Raw genomic sequence first — 13392 nt, 5'->3', positions numbered from 1 at the left:
TGTCTCCGGTTTTTTATCGTTATGGCCGAACAACCGGCAGCGTAGGACGCGGCGCAAGGTTGGCGATGATCATCAGCGGACAAAAAACATTCAGGGCCGCTATCCTAGGTCCAGGTTCACTGATCGGGTTTGCCCATGCTTGAGGTTCGCGACGTTTTCAAAAGCTATGCAACGCCACAAGGCGTGTTGCCGGTACTGCAAGGCGTCGACCTGACGCTGGCGGCCGGTGGCAGCCTGGCGCTGATGGGCGAATCGGGCAGTGGCAAAAGCACGCTGCTGCATCTGGTGGCGGGGCTGGACAAGGTCGACAGCGGCAGCATCCGCAGCGGCGAACATCGCCTGGAAGCCATGAGCGAAGCGCAACTGGCCAATTGGCGCCGCACGGAAATCGGTCTGGTATTTCAGCAGTTCAACCTGATCGGCAGTTTGCGCGTGGAAGACAATCTGGCCTTTCAGGCGCGCCTGGCCGGGCGCCATGAGCCGCGCTGGCAGGCGCATCTGGTGCAGCGTCTGGGTCTGGGCGATCTGCTCTCGCGGTACCCCGAGCAACTTTCCGGCGGCCAGCAGCAACGGGTGGCGCTGGGCCGGGCATTGGCTTCACAGCCGAAATTGCTCTTGGCCGATGAACCCACCGGCAGCCTCGATGAAGCGACCAGCGATGAAGTGCTGCGGCTGTTGCTCGAACTGCTCGATGACACACCGACGACGCTGCTGATGGTCACTCACAGCCAGCGCGTTGCGGCACGATTGGCCCAGCGCGTGGTGTTGTCCAACGGGCGGGTTGCCTGATGATCTGGCGGCAAACCCTGCGCGCGCTGCTCAGCCACTGGCGGCGCCATCCCGTGCAGTTTTTCAGTGTGCTGACCGGGTTGTGGCTGGCCACCAGCCTGCTCACCGGCGTCGAGGCGCTGAACAGCCAGGCGCGCGACAGCTATGCGCGGGCCAGCCAGATGATCGGCGGCGAACCGCAAGCCAGCCTGAGCACGCCGAACGGTGCGCCGTTTCCCCAGCGCTGGTTCATCGAGCTGCGCCGTCAGGGCTGGCCGGTGTCGCCGGTGCTGCAGGGCCGGCTGACACTCAAAGGCCACGAAGACCAACGCATTCAGGTGATGGGCATCGAGCCGGTGTCGCTGCCGACAGACTCCGCAGTGGCCGGGCAGGCGATGCCGATCGAGCGGATCGTCGAATTCTTCAGTCCGCCGGGCAGCACCTGGATTTCTCCGGACACCCTGCAAATGCTCGGCTTGCGCGAGGGTGAGAGGCCGCAAACCGTCAGCGGTCATCAGCTGCCGCCGCTGCTCGCACAGAAAGACATGGCCCCGGGCCTGTTGCTGGTCGACATCGGCGTCGCGCAAAGCCTGCTCGAACAACCCGAGCAATTGTCGCGGCTTCTGTTGCCCAAGGACTTTCATCAAGATTTACCGGCCAGTTTCAGCGATCGCTTGCAGCTCAAAAGCAGCGGTGAAGAAAACAATCTGGCGCGGCTGACCGAAAGCTTTCACCTCAATCTCGATGCCTTGGGATTTCTGTCGTTTCTAGTCGGTTTGTTCATCGTCCACGCCGCCATCGGCCTCGCTCTGGAACAGCGCCGAGGCCTGCTGCGCACATTGCGCGCCTGTGGTGTCAGTGCGCGAACGCTGATCGCGTGTCTGGTGGTTGAACTGGGCGGGCTGGCACTGATCGGTGGGCTGCTCGGTGTGATCAGCGGCTATTGGCTGGCCAGCGTGCTGCTGCCGGACGTCGCCGCCAGTCTGCGCGGATTGTACGGCGCGGAGGTGGCGGGACAGTTGCGTTTGAGCCCCTGGTGGTGGTTCAGCGGCATCGGTTTGAGCCTGTTCGGCGCGTTGCTGGCCGGGGCCAACAGTCTGCTGCGGGCGGCGCGTCTGCCGTTGCTGGCGGTGGCTGATCCGCAGGCCTGGCATCAACAGTATTCGCGCTGGTTGCGTCGGCAGGGTTGGCTGGCGACAGCGCTGCTGGCGATTGCGCTGGCCGCGCTGATCTGGGGTGACAGCCTGAGCAGCGGTTTCGTGCTCATGGCCGGGCTGTTGCTCGGTGCCGCGCTGGCCTTGCCGGTGCTGCTCAGCGCGTTGTTGAACCCGTTGCTCGGGCGTAGTCGGTCGGTGCTCGGCCAGTGGTTTCTCGCCGACTGCCGCCAGCAACTGCCAGCCCTGAGTCTGGCGCTGATGGCGCTGCTGTTGGCGCTCGCCGCCAATATCGGCGCCGGCAGCATGACCGCCGGTTTTCGCCAGACCTTCAACGACTGGCTCGAACAACGCCTGAGCGCCGAGTTGTACATCAACCCGGCCAACCCGGCGCAGGCCCGCGAGATGCACAGTTGGCTCAAGCAGCAGCCCAACGTGACCGCTGTGCTGCCCAACTGGCAGGTTTCGGTGACGCTGCAAGGCTGGCCGGCCGATGTCTACGGCATCATCGACCACCCGCACTATCGCCAGCACTGGCCGCTGCTCGACAGCAGTGGCGGAGATCCGTGGGGAAAACTGGCCACGGATGATGCAGTGATGCTCAGCGAACAACTGGCGCGACGCCTGAAACTCAAAGTGGGCGAGCATCTGCGCATCCCCACGCCAAACGGCACGTGGTCGCCGCGCATCGTCGGCATCTACGCTGACTATGGCAATCCGAAAGGGCATGTGCTGATCAGCAGCGATCACCTGCTGCGAGGCTGGCCGCAGCTCACCCCGAACCGCTTCAACTTGCGTATCGATCCAGCGCAGATTCCGGCGCTGCTCAACGCCTTGCAGGCGCGCTTTGAGCTGGATGACAACCGCATCATCGATCAGGCGCGGCTCAAGGGCTGGTCGGTGCAAGTCTTCGAACGCACCTTTGCCGCGACGGCGGCGTTGAACAGCCTGACGTTGGCCGTGGCTGGCGTGGCGCTGTTCATCAGTCTGCTGACCCAGAGCCAGAGTCGGCTCAGTCAACTTGCACCGCTGTGGGCATTGGGCGTGACACGTAAACAACTGATGCTGCTCAACCTCGGTCAGACCTGGCTGTTGGCGATACTGACTTTGTTGCTGGCATTACCGCTGGGTATCGCGCTGGCGTGGTGCCTGGATGCGGTAATCAATGTGCAGGCGTTCGGCTGGCGACTGCCGTTGCGGGTGTTCCCGTCGCAGCTTGTGCAACTGATGGGCCTGGCGTTGCTCGCGACTTTACTGGCCTCGGCATGGCCGCTGTATTCGCTGTATCGCACGCAACCGGCGGATTTGCTGAGGACGTTTGCCCATGAGGATTAACGGCGTCGTGCTGATGCTCGTGTTGCTGCTCGGTGGTTGCGATCAGCCCGCGCCCGAGGAGAAAGGCTTCGCCGGCATGGGCGATCAGGCGCAATCGTTCACCCCGGTGGTGCCCGGTCGGGTGTTCAGTTTCCCTGCCGATCACGGCGCGCATGATGGTTTCCGCATCGAGTGGTGGTACGTCACCGCTAATCTCAAGGATCAGCAGGGCAATGATTTCGGCGTGCAATGGACGCTGTTTCGCAGCGCCCTGAAACCGCTCGCCGAGCAGGCCGGGTGGGGCAATCAGACGATCTGGCTTGGTCATGCGGCGGTCACCTCGCGTTCGGTTCATCACGCCGCCGAGCGCTACGCCCGCGGCGGAGTAGGGCAGGCCGGGGTGCGGCTGGCGCCGTTCGAGGCGTGGATCGATGACTGGATCTTTGCCAGTCAAGCCCAGGACCCGCTGAGCGATATGCAGCTCAGCGCCCGCGATAAAAATTTCGCGTATCAGCTGCGCCTCACCTCCAGCCGCCCGCTGGTGCTGCAGGGCGACAGCGGCTTCAGCCAGAAATCCGAAGAAGGCCAAGCCTCGTACTACTACAGCCAACCTTTTTTCCAGGCCAGCGGCACGCTGCAGATCGACGGCCAGACTTACACCGTCAGTGGCCCGGCATGGCTTGATCGCGAGTGGAGCAGTCAACCGCTGACTGCCAACCAGACTGGCTGGGACTGGTTCTCCCTGCACCTGGACAGCGGCGAACACGTGATGCTTTATCGCATGCGGCAGAAGGACGGCGCGCCTTATCTGACCGGCACGTGGATCGCCGCTGACGGGCAGATTCAGACGTTGCGCAGCGAGCAGATCAGTCTTGTGCCGCAGGACACGGCCAAGGTGGCTGATCGGCCGATGCCGGTGAAATGGTCGATCCGTATTCCTGACAAGAAGCTCGATATCAGCGTTGACGCGATCAACCGCAATGCGTGGATGGATTTGCGTATCCCGTACTGGGAAGGGCCGGTGAAGATCAATGGCAGCCATCCTGGCCAGGGCTATCTGGAAATGACCGGGTATTAACGGCAGACGCTGTCTCATTGTGGGAGCGAGCCTGCTCGCGAAGGCTTTTTGTCGAGCGATGATTTGTTCTGGTTGACCGAGTACATATCCGTTGCTGCGGTAACGGCGGCTCAGGGTTCCGCCCTTACGGCGGGTCACCTTTTTCAAACGCCAAAAAGGTAACCCAAAAGGCTTGCTCCTGCGTTCGGCCCTCGCAGGCTCGGGTTCCTTCGCTGCGGGATCGATCCGGGCGCAGCGTCTCCGGTTTGCTTCGCTGCACCTACACTCGCTGTGTACGACTGCGTCGTACGGTCGCTGCGCTCCCACGCCCGGATCAATCCCTCCGCTCAGCCTTCCGACGTCGCCGGTGGATCAAGATCAAAAGCAGGCGAGCTGACACTCGGCCCAAGGGCGAACGCTCATCATGTAGGAGCTGCCGAAGGCTGCGATCTTTTGCTCTTGCTCTTGCTCTTGCTCTTGCTCTTGTAGGAGTGAGCCTGCTCGCGATAGCTATCTCAAAGACACCGATGAATAGCAGAGTTACCCAATCCCTGTAGGAGCTGGCTTGCCAGCGATGGCGTCCGTGCCTTCACCGCTGAGCGAACTGACTGGAACTCTCACCGGCGCCCACCGCTCTACCAGAAACCCGCCATTTTCGGACTTAACCATGAGCGACGACCTGCAACTCCCAGACCTCGAAACCTGGCAGCGCCTGTTCGACGATCAGACCCTTTGGCAGCAATCGCCTGACGCTCACTATTTCGATCTGCAGCGCACCGCCGATGACCTGCTCGGCCAAGGGGCGATCGATCTTGAGCAATGGCGGTTGCTGCGCGCCAAAGCCGAAGATCTGCACAAACACTCACCCGAGGTCAACGTCGCCCGCGAACTCGACGATCCTGAATCCTGAGGAACACTGCCGTGAATACAACCGTCAACCAAAACGACAATCCCGATGAGCCACGCCCGGCCGGCGAAACCGAACGCGACAATGACGCACTGCGCCCGACCGATCCCAAGCAGCGGCAGGACAGCGGCAAAGGTACAGCGAGCGGCGAATCCACCGCCCAGGAGACCGCCAAGCCACACACTCGCGGGCCACAAACCCAAGTCAAGCCCTGACCAGCGTCTATGCTCACTGGCACGCCCGCCGCTGAAGTCGATTCGGCAGCGGGCGTCGCTACTTCATCACAGGGAAAGTAATGCATATGAAGCTCGACGCTCTGGCCAAGGCCATCACCCTCGCAACCCTCCTTTCGGTCTCCAGCTTCGGCGCTATGGCTGCCGATATCCCATTGTCTGCCACCGTTGAGGCCGATTCCGTTACCACTAAGGTGCTCGCCGTCGACCCGGCCAACCACCAGGTTGTGCTGGAAGGCCGCGAGGGCCGTCAGGTCCATGTGCAGCTCAGCGAGAAAGCGAAAAACCTTGCCAATCTCAAGGTCGGCGATCTGGTGAAGATCGAAGTGCAGCGTTCAGTTGCCGCTTATCTCGACACGGATGTGGATAAAGGTCTGCCAGGCACCACCGAACGCACCGGCGAACTGCGCAAGGCCCCGGGTAGCGACAACCCTGGCGGCGAGGCCTATCGCCAGGTTCAGGTGCAGCTGAAAATCAGCAAAATCGATTTGAAGACCCACCAGGTCACCCTCGAGAATCCATCCGGACAATCGAAGACGCTCGATGTGAAGAAGCCGGAGATTCAGGCCAGGTTGAAAGATCTGAAAGTAGGGCAGAGCGTAATTGTCACTTACACCGATATCCTGAAAGTGACCAGTCAACACGATAGTTGAGCATTAGCTCTACAACTTTATTGCTCTTGTACAACTTTATGTATGAGAGCAATCATATAAAAGTTTCTGTCGGACAATTCTGGGGAAATATCGGAAAGGACGGTCTTTAACTTTTCAGTACAAAAATTTCATATTTCTACCTGACGACATATTCACAGGATTGAATTAAAATCCTCGGCGTTCGCCCAGTGTCAGGGCTCTTTACCGGTGCATGGATTGCCAGGCCGTAACACTGGGCGAACTCCAACGACGGTAGTTGTATACAAAAGTTAAGAACAAAAAAGGGCGACTTTGAAGTCGCCCTTTTTGTTGCCTGGACTCAAGCCGAAGCCTGCATGCCAGACTTGTCTCGCTGCCCCCGTAAGCGCTTGAGCGTTGCCTGATACATCTTCGTGCGGCGATGGTCCTTGCCATACGTGCCTGCCGCCGCGACGGTGCCGGCCTGGATGTGATCCAGATAGCGGAAAATCGTCCGTGGCGAGAGAAACCTGACGCCATAGCCCAACTCGATCATTCGATCCTGCAGTGTATAACCCGGCACCCGATCATCCATACAGAAGTGTAATCCTTGCGACTTCATCAAACGCACATTCCACAGCGTACAGAAACTTTTAAGATGCGTTTCTTTATACGGGCGTGGCGGTTTCGAACGCAGCCCGAAATGAACTTTGAGCCGGCGAACATGGTGTTTGCAGAATCTCGAAGTCAACCGCCAGGTATCTCGCAATAACCCACGATCAAGTTGCTCCACACAACCGACCGCCGCCATGTCTGCACTTTTCGTGCACTCGCGCATCATCATCGCGAACACTTCCATGTCGTAGACAAAGGTGTCGGTGTGCAGCAGAAACAAGTAGTCGGTCTCAACTTTAGCCAAGGCCAGATCCAGCGCCTTGCCATGGGCAATATGCCCCGCTTCCTTGCCCGGCGACGGCCGCTCGATCAGATTGATCCAGTCCAGCGAACGCAAGTAATCAAGGCTGGCATCCGCCGAATCGTTATCCACCACCCACACTGGAATGCCCTGCGCCTGAACATGCTCGCGCAACAGCTCCAGGCACATGCGGGTGATATCCGGGGTTTTGTAATTGACCAGCACGAGGCTGAAGTTGGATTGCGGCTGGGAGGGTAGATCGAAGGCTTTCATGTCGGAGGGACTCATCCACGGCTCAAGACGACGGGGTACATGGGCCGGGATGCTAGCGGGGGAAGCTTAGGTGAAGCTTAATTTGCGGATCAGATTGGTTGATCAAATCACGCGGGGTTATTCAGATCCGACATTGCTTTCCGATACATGCTGCGACCAATTGGTTTTGTCGTGTGCCCAGAACTCCGGTCATCCGCAAAACCTGTGGGAGCGAGCCTGCTCGCGAAGGCGTCTTTTCAGTCGCATCATCGCCGACTGTTACCCCGCTATCGCGAGCAGGCTCACTCCTACGGTTGAACGGTGCGGGATCAGGCTGCCATAGGCGTCGTAATCGTTATGGCGATCGCCTTGCATCAGCAGGCGATTGCCTTTGACGTGGCGAGGTTCGCCGCAGGCAGTTCATTTTGGCTGAGCAGGTTGCCTGCGGGGTCATGGGCGAAGCTTTCTGGCATAGCGCCGCGTACGCTGATCAGGCGATCCAGTGGATCGTAGTGAAAGCTGCGATTGCCTTTGCGGCTGTCGTCGATGCCGGCGAGATTGCCGTTGGCGTCGTAGGCGTAGCGTCGTAGGATCGGGCGGTTCGGCACGTCCACGACGTGGCCTGGAAGTGGTTGCGCTAGCCCTGCTGGGAATCATCTTTCTGCGCGGTGGAGTCGCTGGTCGCCGACACGTTGAGCTCCCGAGGCCGTTTGCCTTCATGAAACACTTCGGTGAGCAGCCAAAGGTTATTCCACCTGGCTTTCGGGTGTCGGTCAGCTCGAGGAATACCTGTTGACCAAAAAAGTCATCGGCAGAAGTGGGCAGACATGGGTATCACGGCTTCGCAATTTTGTAGTCTTACCGGGCGATGGTATGTTTGTCCTTCAGACGCACCTAATAAGGATATTGCCTGTGTTACGTCAGTTTGTGCTTGCCCTTCCTGCCTTGATGCTCTTGGTCGGCTGTGAGGCTGAATCGGGTTCGCTGCCGACTAGCAAAACCTTGTCGCCCGAGAAGGTGGCCGCCATCGCAGCTACCGTGAAAACGAAATATCCCGATCTCTCGGCTGAGCTTCGTGACAAGGTTCTCAATACCGTAGTTCAGTCGATTGACAACATGGTCTTTGTCGAAGGTGGCCAGTTTGATATGGGAGACTTCGGCTGGATTTGTGAATACGACGAAAAAGATGTTTGTACCTGGCCTTGCGGGCAGGATCCGGAGCAGCTTTGTAATATCAGCCGTGACGGTAATGATGACTTTGTGCATCCGGTTAAATTGAGTTCGTATTATATTTCTAAATATCAAACGACTATTGGCGAATTTGATGTATTTTTTTCTACGCAAGGCAGGGAACTGTTCGACGCCGAATATCGCGAGAGAGCGGATTTAAAGAGCATGTACACTCCCAACCTGCCAGCACCGACGAAGCACTGGCAAGAGGCGAAGGATTTTTGTAAGTGGGTGGGCGATTTGAGTGGTTACCCAGTAGATCTTCCGACTGAAGCCCAGTGGGAGTTCTCCGCACGCAATCGCGGATTGCATATACTTTTTCCGACGAGCAACGGAAGTCTGAATTTTGGTAAAAACTTTCCCTTAGAAGGGGAAGGTGGGACATTTGCGGTAGATCGATTTCCACCAACCCCTCTGGGTATTTTTAACTTGTCCGGGAATGCGACGGACTGGGTAAATGATTGGTACGATAGAGATTATTATAAAAAATCTCCCGTTGATGATCCGCAAGGGCCAAGTACCGGAACAGAAAAAGTAAGACGGGGTTCCAATTATCCTGAGGCGCCTTTATCAGCTGCACCGATTGTACGACGCTGGCCCGATAATCCAGACCAGGACGCCTACTATCCTGGAACTGGATTCCGTTGTGCGGTCCAAACGGGCGAACCGCTTAGATGATAATAAAGGACAAAGGCGCTACAGGCGCCTTTGTTCAAGCCAGACCGTCGAAATGGTTACTACGCCTAGCTGCCATAAGAGTTCGCTCTTTGCGCCAAGCTAAACCGGGCATCCATGCAATTGTTCCATAAGCTTGCGTCGCTGAATCAATATTCACCGCCAATGTTCCGATGAAACGGTTAAATTGTTGTTGCTCTGCGCCATCTAGCAGAGAGTTTAAGCGGTTCAGGCTGTCCATGGCGTTAACTTTGCTGCCATCCTTAGAGCAATGTTCCAATACTTCAGTGAAATGCTTCCAGCTGCGTAAATGCGAAAGAAGAAGGACGATTGCTTTTTCTTGATCCTCAGCCCATGACTCTACAAAACTTTCAGTTAATAAGTGAAGCATGGGGCCAATTGTCTCGGGTGGTAGCATATGCAAGGGTATGATTTTTTTGTTGATGTTAATCGATTGATTGCTCAGTAAATATTTGGCAAGGCGTTGGGCCTCTTGTTTTGTGGCTTCGCGCCTTTTCCACCACAACGACATCTTGATGAAACCACCTTCAAATGCCTCACTCACAGACTGTCCTGGGTTTGTTGCGATTTTAAACAGGCCTGCCGCCATGTATTGAAAAGCTTCTTTAGTTACTGCTAGCTGGTAATGGAAATCTGCTTTTGATAGAGCATTGCAGAAGACGTAGATCAAGTCACCGATCTTCTCGAGGTCGACTGCTGTACCGAAACCACCTCCTGCGCCAGGTCCGAAAACCAGACTCGCTTTGCAATTTATTGCTAAACGGTTATTGGTGATCTCAATCCCAAAATCAAAACTAGCCCCAATACCCAGCGCCGCGTTTCCTTCAGCCTTGATCTCGACCAGGCCGGACCAGTCTGTGCTGCCGCTGTCGTTCGCCTGTCCTGCGACGATCTTGCCGACCCCTTGTTTGGTCGAATCAAGCCACTTCAACGTGCCGGTGACGGTGCCGCCGCCTTGCACGCCGGCAAAGGCGTTGCCTTTCAGTCCCAGGCTGCCACCGCGTTTTTTGTCGACGGCCATGTCGGGCGGGCTTAGCAGCGCTGTTGCCCCGGAGGCTTCTACTTCCTTGGGTTTGTATTGGGCTTTGACGCCAGCTTGGCCTTGGGCCGTCGCGCCAGCGAAACACGATAGCTCGACCTTGCCGTCGAGGCGGAAGATGCCGATGTCGCTGACGACTTCTTTGCCTTCGGCGTTGCGGTAGGGCATGCGCACCACGTAACCGCCCTGATCGGGAAAGTAACTTTTAAGCGCAATCGAGCCTTCAGCCAGCGAGATGGCGGCGCTGGCTTTGACGCCGACTTCGACGTTGCCTTTGCCGGGCTCCCAGCTGTTGATCCCGGCGCTGGCCGTGGCGGCGAAGCGGAAGGCGTGGGCTTCGGCCGATACGGCGTATTTGGCCGAGTCGGCTTCGTTGGATGTCCACGAGCATTCTTTATGCAGGGCGTTGAGCAGGTTGTCGTCCTTGCTAGTCCAAGAGGTGAACTTGGCCTCGAGGCTGCCCAGCGGGCTGGTTTTACGGCCATCGCTGACAGCAGTGCGAATGTCCTTTAGCAAATCCTTGGCCAGATTTTTATCCAGTGGTTTGCCACGCATCACGGTGGTCGGCACTTTAACCCGCCAGGTGAATTCTTCTCGGGTGCGCACTGGAATGTAGTGGCGCCGGGTCGGGTCGCTGAAGGATATGTACTCGACGACGGTAATGCCGGTTTTGACCTGCTTGCCTTTCTGCGTCTCGGTACCTTTGCCTTTGCCGTGCTTGAGATCCGGTGCCGCACCGTTGGCACTGGTGGAGCTGTCGCCGGCTTCGGCTTTGCCTTGCGCGGCGATGCGGGTGCGCAGCGATTGGATCTCGGCGTTCAGTTCAGCGACTTTTTTCGCGCGCAAGCCTTCCCAGTTGATTTCCAGATAGCTGCCTTCAAAAGCCGGCTGGGGCGTGTAACGCTGATACCAATCGCGGGCCTTCTGCACCGTCGCCAATTGGCCTTGCAGGTCTTCCTTGCGCTCGATGACAGCTTTCGGTTTTGCCACAACCGGAGGTGAGCGCTGCAGCAGCCCGGCTTCTTCAGCCTTGGCGTTCCAGGCATTCTTGACGCAGCGTGTGCAGGTGCAACTGGCTTGCGGATCTTTGGTCTTGGCGCACAGCCTGGCTTCGGTCGCCTTGGCGAGATTCTGGTGCAGCTCGTCCATGAGCTTTTTGACGAGGTCGGATTGCTTCTGCAGCTCTTTAGACTCTTTTTCCGTCAGCACGTAAAAGTGCTCGTCGCCGGTGATGTGGATGACGTCGACCAGTTCATCCTTGCATTCGACTGCGCCTTTGACGGCTGTGGTGCTCTTGTTCTCGGCGTGTTTCGGCGGCGGCAAAACCTTGGCTGCCGGCAATTGCAGCGCCCATCCAGGCTTGATGTGGTTGGGGTCGGTGATGATCGGATTCAGCGCTCGTAGATCGGCCACGGAGCATTTGTTGGCGGCGGCAATGCTGCCAAGAGTGTCGCCGCTCTTAACGGTGTAGGTGGTGCTCATTGCTCATCGTCCTTGTGATTCACAGGCTTTCCAGTTGAGTCAGCTTGTCGCCGAGCGCTATGTCGTCACGCGCGAGCAGCTCGGTGGCGGGCGGCTGCTTCCAGAATCGGTCGCCACGCTGGATCGCTACGCGAAGCCAGCGCTCCTGATCGGCCATCTGCTCGTATCCCGTATCTTTTGCGGCCAGTAACTGGCGATGAACGAACTCGACGCTGTCATCCGTCGGCAGAACCTCGCGGTAATCGTCCGCGAAGCGCGTGGCGATGACTCTGAGCCGGCCCTGTTCGATCAATGCCTGACGTTCTTCGCCCACGTATAGCCATGCCGGTGGCTGTTTGGCCGTCGGCGGGGTGTGAGGAGGTTTTGCGTAGAAGCGCCAGCCAATCTCGTTACGCCATGCCAGCGCGCTGAACGGCCCCATGAACTGCGCTCTTTCGTTCTCGTCGAGTGCAAGCAGCAACGGTTCGAGCCAGCGCGGATCGAAGAAACGCATCATCTGTTGCGGTTCTTCATCGGTGCGCACGGTCAGCAAGCTGCGCCAGTGTTCCACGCCCTGATCCAGCAAAGCGGAGTCGCTTAACCAGGCGACGCAACCTGCATCAGACTGCTCCAGCAACGTATTGACGTAGGGAGCAACTGTCTGCCTCTGCGGATACAGGACGACGTATGGACCTGCTGACTGCAAGTCTGCGTAGGGGGTGTTGGTGAACAGTGGAAGGCAGCTGGGGCGGTACTGTTCGTCACTCTGGAACAAGTGACTGAGCAGATCCGCGTCAAAGCTTCTGTCCAGAATCAGACACATCGCGCCTGTCGTCGTGAACTGTTTGAACGGCGATTCGATGGAGTTAATCATGCCGACGCACCGTGTTGGTGGATCGGGCAATGACCGCTCGCATCCAGATGACATGACGGAGTTGGCAACAAGACGCCCGCCTTCGATTGAGCCTTGAACGAACCGAGTGAAGGTTTCACTACCTGCCCAGCCTTATCTGCATCTGCCTGTTTCAAAGGTCCCGGCATCAACGGCGCCGCACCAGTCCCGCTTCCCGGGCTGCCTCCGGAGTTCATGTTGATCACCGGGCCGCTCATCGTTACGCCGCCAGCGTCGATCTTGATAAAGCTGCCACCACCCACCAGCGTGAGTTCGGCGCCGGCTTCCATGACCACTTTCATGCCACTGCTCAGGTGGATTTCCTGGCCTGCGTCGATGAACTGGCCGGTGCCGATCTTGATGTGCTGATTCACGCCGACGGTGAGGTGGTCGTTGGCGCGGGTTTCGACTTTGCGGTCGGCGTAGACGGTGTGGTGTTCTTCGGCCTTGAATTCGCTGTAGCTGTTCTGTTCGACGGTGTCGTGGCGTTCGTTGCCGACGCGGATCTTCTGGTCGTGCTCGATGTTTTCGTCCCAGTCGCGCTGGGCGTGCAGGTATATCTGTTCCTGACCTTTCTTGTCTTCAATGCGCAGTTCGTTGTAACCGCCACCACCCATGGAGCTCAGGGTCTTGAAGGTGCTGCGGGTCTTGTTCGCCGGCAGTGGATAGGGAACGGTGTTTTCCTTGTGGTACAGGCAGCCGCTGATCAAGGGCTGGTCGGGGTCGCCTTCAAGGAACGTGACCAGCACTTCCATGCCGATACGCGGGATGGCGATGCCGCCGTACTGGGCGCCGGCCCAGGCGCTGGAGACGCGCAGCCAGCAGCTGGTCTTGTCGTCGGCCTGACCTTCGCGATCCCAGT

11 protein-coding genes and 2 pseudogenes are annotated in these 13392 nt (G+C 58.1%); 7 read left to right on the top strand and 6 right to left on the bottom strand.

Going from position 1 to position 13392, the window contains the following annotated elements; genetic code table 11:
- Window positions 1-135: 135 nt before the first annotated feature.
- The 6 genes from QRN33_RS25675 (at window position 136) to QRN33_RS25650 (ending at window position 6086) form a co-directional block, all read left to right on the top strand.
- Window positions 136-789 (top strand): ABC transporter ATP-binding protein, encoded by a 654-nt coding sequence (locus QRN33_RS25675; RefSeq protein ID WP_042609505.1) that lies wholly within the window; start codon window positions 136-138, stop codon window positions 787-789.
- Complete coding sequence (locus QRN33_RS25670) at window positions 789-3257, top strand: FtsX-like permease family protein (protein WP_502945036.1); 2469 nt, start codon at window positions 789-791, stop codon at window positions 3255-3257. Before QRN33_RS25675 ends, QRN33_RS25670 begins: the two co-directional genes overlap by 1 nt.
- Complete coding sequence (locus QRN33_RS25665) at window positions 3247-4314, top strand: lipocalin-like domain-containing protein (RefSeq protein WP_285410871.1); 1068 nt, start codon at window positions 3247-3249, stop codon at window positions 4312-4314. Before QRN33_RS25670 ends, QRN33_RS25665 begins: the two co-directional genes overlap by 11 nt.
- A gap of 646 nt (window positions 4315-4960) precedes the next feature.
- Window positions 4961-5203, top strand: a complete 243-nt coding sequence (locus QRN33_RS25660) for a hypothetical protein (protein WP_285410870.1) — start codon at window positions 4961-4963, stop codon at window positions 5201-5203.
- An 11-nt stretch (window positions 5204-5214) separates the two neighbouring features.
- Window positions 5215-5415 (top strand): hypothetical protein, encoded by a 201-nt coding sequence (locus tag QRN33_RS25655; RefSeq protein WP_042609509.1) that lies wholly within the window; start codon window positions 5215-5217, stop codon window positions 5413-5415.
- A gap of 86 nt (window positions 5416-5501) precedes the next feature.
- Window positions 5502-6086 carry a hypothetical protein gene (locus QRN33_RS25650; RefSeq protein ID WP_042609510.1) on the top strand — a complete coding sequence of 195 codons (585 nt, stop codon included), beginning with the start codon at window positions 5502-5504 and terminating at the stop codon, window positions 6084-6086.
- Between the two features lie 319 nt (window positions 6087-6405).
- Here QRN33_RS25650 and QRN33_RS25645 read toward each other — a convergent pair whose 3' ends face one another.
- The 3 genes and pseudogenes from QRN33_RS25645 to QRN33_RS26800 form a co-directional block, all read right to left on the bottom strand.
- Window positions 6406-7233 carry a glycosyltransferase family 2 protein gene (locus tag QRN33_RS25645; RefSeq protein WP_064363983.1) on the bottom strand — a complete coding sequence of 276 codons (828 nt, stop codon included), beginning with the start codon at window positions 7231-7233 and terminating at the stop codon, window positions 6406-6408.
- Window positions 7234-7506: 273 nt separating this feature from the next.
- Window positions 7507-7841 (bottom strand): annotated as a pseudogene (locus tag QRN33_RS26805) (hypothetical protein); the annotation flags it as partial.
- An 11-nt stretch (window positions 7842-7852) separates the two neighbouring features.
- Window positions 7853-7981: pseudogene (locus QRN33_RS26800) on the bottom strand (hypothetical protein); the annotation flags it as partial.
- Between the two features lie 23 nt (window positions 7982-8004).
- On the opposite strand from QRN33_RS26800, the gene QRN33_RS25635 reads away from it, so the two are divergent.
- Window positions 8005-9120 (top strand): formylglycine-generating enzyme family protein, encoded by a 1116-nt coding sequence (locus QRN33_RS25635; protein WP_252874296.1) that lies wholly within the window; start codon window positions 8005-8007, stop codon window positions 9118-9120.
- 34 nt (window positions 9121-9154) lie between these two features.
- On the opposite strand, the gene QRN33_RS25630 is transcribed toward QRN33_RS25635, so the two are convergent.
- The 3 genes from QRN33_RS25630 to QRN33_RS25620 all read right to left on the bottom strand — a co-directional run.
- Window positions 9155-11659 (bottom strand): LysM peptidoglycan-binding domain-containing protein, encoded by a 2505-nt coding sequence (locus tag QRN33_RS25630; RefSeq protein WP_285410869.1) that lies wholly within the window; start codon window positions 11657-11659, stop codon window positions 9155-9157.
- Window positions 11660-11678: 19 nt separating this feature from the next.
- On the bottom strand, window positions 11679-12512 hold the full coding sequence (locus QRN33_RS25625; RefSeq protein WP_252874297.1) for a DUF4123 domain-containing protein: 834 nt from the start codon (window positions 12510-12512) through the stop codon (window positions 11679-11681).
- Window positions 12509-13392: type VI secretion system Vgr family protein (locus QRN33_RS25620; protein WP_285410867.1), on the bottom strand; the 884-nt coding region annotated here is incomplete at its 5' end. The genes QRN33_RS25620 and QRN33_RS25625, both read right to left, overlap by 4 nt.

Origin of the sequence: Pseudomonas sp. FR229a, from assembly GCF_030209115.1 — a bacterium.
Taxonomy (GTDB): domain Bacteria; phylum Pseudomonadota; class Gammaproteobacteria; order Pseudomonadales; family Pseudomonadaceae; genus Aquipseudomonas; species Aquipseudomonas moraviensis_A.
Note: the sequence above shows the minus strand (reverse complement) of the source record. Positions and strands in the feature narration are given on the sequence as shown.

Bases quoted from the DNA above. Each gene is read 5' to 3' on its own strand.
- QRN33_RS25625 (WP_252874297.1), bottom strand. From the start codon at position 12,512: ATGATTAACTCCATCGAATCGCCGTTCAAACAGTTCACGACGACAGGC.
- QRN33_RS25665 (WP_285410871.1), top strand. From the start codon at position 3,247: ATGAGGATTAACGGCGTCGTGCTGATGCTCGTGTTGCTGCTCGGTGGT.
- QRN33_RS25650 (WP_042609510.1), top strand. From the start codon at position 5,502: ATGAAGCTCGACGCTCTGGCCAAGGCCATCACCCTCGCAACCCTCCTT.
- QRN33_RS25660 (WP_285410870.1), top strand. From the start codon at position 4,961: ATGAGCGACGACCTGCAACTCCCAGACCTCGAAACCTGGCAGCGCCTG.
- QRN33_RS25630 (WP_285410869.1), bottom strand. From the start codon at position 11,659: ATGAGCACCACCTACACCGTTAAGAGCGGCGACACTCTTGGCAGCATT.
- QRN33_RS25670 (WP_502945036.1), top strand. From the start codon at position 789: ATGATCTGGCGGCAAACCCTGCGCGCGCTGCTCAGCCACTGGCGGCGC.
- QRN33_RS25645 (WP_064363983.1), bottom strand. From the start codon at position 7,233: ATGAAAGCCTTCGATCTACCCTCCCAGCCGCAATCCAACTTCAGCCTC.
- QRN33_RS25675 (WP_042609505.1), top strand. From the start codon at position 136: ATGCTTGAGGTTCGCGACGTTTTCAAAAGCTATGCAACGCCACAAGGC.